The sequence below is a fragment of the Streptomyces sp. NPDC060366 genome (assembly GCF_042725135.1).
Lineage (GTDB): Bacteria > Actinomycetota > Actinomycetes > Streptomycetales > Streptomycetaceae > Streptomyces.
Window position 1 is genome coordinate 1 of record NZ_JBHXDC010000054.1, and the last position, 1,970, is coordinate 1,970.

At 67.6% G+C, this 1,970-nt stretch carries 2 protein-coding genes; one reads left to right on the plus strand and one right to left on the minus strand.

Annotation, left to right across the window (positions count from 1 at the left end):
- Positions 1–141: 141 nt before the first annotated feature.
- Positions 142–987, minus strand: coding sequence for an NAD(P)H-binding protein (locus ACFWHU_RS38540; RefSeq protein ID WP_387231017.1), 846 nt, complete (start codon positions 985–987; stop codon positions 142–144).
- Positions 988–1,192: 205 nt separating this feature from the next.
- Here ACFWHU_RS38540 and ACFWHU_RS38545 point away from each other — a divergent pair, with 205 nt between their 5' ends.
- On the plus strand, positions 1,193–1,870 hold the full coding sequence (locus ACFWHU_RS38545; RefSeq protein ID WP_387231019.1) for a ScbR family autoregulator-binding transcription factor: 678 nt from the start codon (positions 1,193–1,195) through the stop codon (positions 1,868–1,870).
- Positions 1,871–1,970 lie beyond the last annotated feature (100 nt).

Here is a 1,970-nt window from a genome sequence, read left to right on the forward strand (position 1 = left end):
CAGGACAGACGGTTTGTCAACAGCAAACCGCCCGCGCTGTTTCCATGCACCATACAACCGACCCCCACCCCAACCACCCACACCACACACCCCACCAGGCAACCAACGGCACCCCCGCCCCGAAAAGAAACCGGCACCGCATCAGGAGGTGAAGACGTCGAGATGATTCCCCGCCCACTCCCGGAACGGCCTCGCCCGACGACCCGTCAGTACACGCACGGTGTCATCCACTTGAGCCTTCGCACCCGCCCGCTGCCGTTCCGCGCTCTCCAGCAACGCCTCGACGACCCGCGCCGGATAGCGCCTTCCCAGCCCCGAGCGCGCCTCGTCCCGGCTCAGCTCCTCGAAACGCAGTCGGACCCCCAGCAGTTGGCCCAGTTGCCGCGTCTGCTCGACCGCCGTGAGCGCCTGCGGGCCGGTCAGCGTGTACGCACTCCCCGCGTGCCCCTCCTCCGTCAGAACCCGCACAGCGACCTCCGCGACATCCCCGGGATCCACGCACGCGTTGGCCGACCTCCCGTAGAGCGCGCGAACAGTCCGCTCGGACCGGACAGAGGCCGCCCAGGCCAGGGAGTTGGACATGAACGCGCGCGGACGCAGCAGCGTCCACTCCATCCCGGAAGCCCGTAGCAACTCCTCACCCTCCCGCTGCCACCGGGTTATCAGGTCGTCGGCCTGCCGGTCCAGGACAGCCGCCGCCGACAGCTTCACCAGCCGCCGCACCCCCGCCGCCCGCGCGGCAGCGACGAACCGTGCGTCGTCGCCACCCCCGACGCGGGTGGTCACCAAGAACACCGTGCGCACCCCCGCCACCGCCCGGGCCAGCGCCTGCGGATCCCCGTAATCCCCGCCGACCCTCTCAACCGCCGCCGGCACCCCCGCGACCTTCGACGGATCCCTCACCCACACACGTACCCGCGGACCGGCAGGCAGCCGCCGCATCAACTCACGCCCCACCGTTCCGGTCGCACCCGTCACCAGGATCACCCGAACCTCCCCCTCCGCATCAATTCCCCGCCCATGCCCCCGCCGTGCCCGCATCCTCTTCCGTCTCCGTACGTCACCGAATTCGGTTACGCACCAGGGCAGGTACAGGCAACACCACATCACGGTAAGATACGGACTGGACGGTTTTTACTGAACGGTTTTTTACCGGGGGTCTCCGGGCTCAGCGAACAGAAAGAGGCCCATCATGGTGCAGCAGGACCGGGCGATCCGTACCCGCCAGACAATCCTCACAGCCGCGGCCAAGGTATTCGAGGAACGAGGCTACCGGGCCGCGACGATCAGCGAGATCCTCACCACGGCCGGCGTCACCAAAGGCGCCCTGTACTTCCACTTCCCCTCAAAGGAGGACCTTGCGGAGGGAGTGATCAGCGAGCAGGACCACCAACTGCCTGTCCCCGAACGGCCCTGCAAGGTCCAGCAATTGGTCGACACCGTATTCCTCCACACCCACCGCCTCCAGACCGACCCTCTCGTCCGGGCCGGCGTCCGTCTCGCCCTCGACCAGCAGGCCCTGGGACTCGACCGCAGCGGCCCGTTCCTGCGGTGGAGCCAGGTCGGCACCGAACTCCTCGACAAAGCACAGACACAGGGCGAGCTGTTGCCCCACGTCGTACCGGCCGAGACGTCCGACGTCCTGGTGGGAGCCTTCGCCGGCATCCAGGCCATGTCCCAGGCCACGTCCAACTACCAGGATCTGCCCTACAGAGCCGCCACCCTGCTGCGCCACATACTGCCCAGCATCGCGGTGCCCCCGGTACTCGCCGCGCTCGACATCACCGAGAACAGAGGGGCCTGCGTCCACAAAGCACTCCAGAACACCCGCACCGCCGAAGACCAGCCGCACCCGGCGCCCCTCAACTGACCCTCCTAAGACCGTGTCCTATGTGGTGAGTTTGAGTAGTCGTTTGTAGCAGCAGAGGGCGGCGGCGAGTCCGAGAAAGGCCAGGTAGTTGCGGGGGTGG

Coding starts and splice junctions, on each gene's coding strand:
- ACFWHU_RS38545 (WP_387231019.1), top strand. CDS start 1,193: ATGGTGCAGCAGGACCGGGCGATCCGTACCCGCCAGACAATCCTCACA.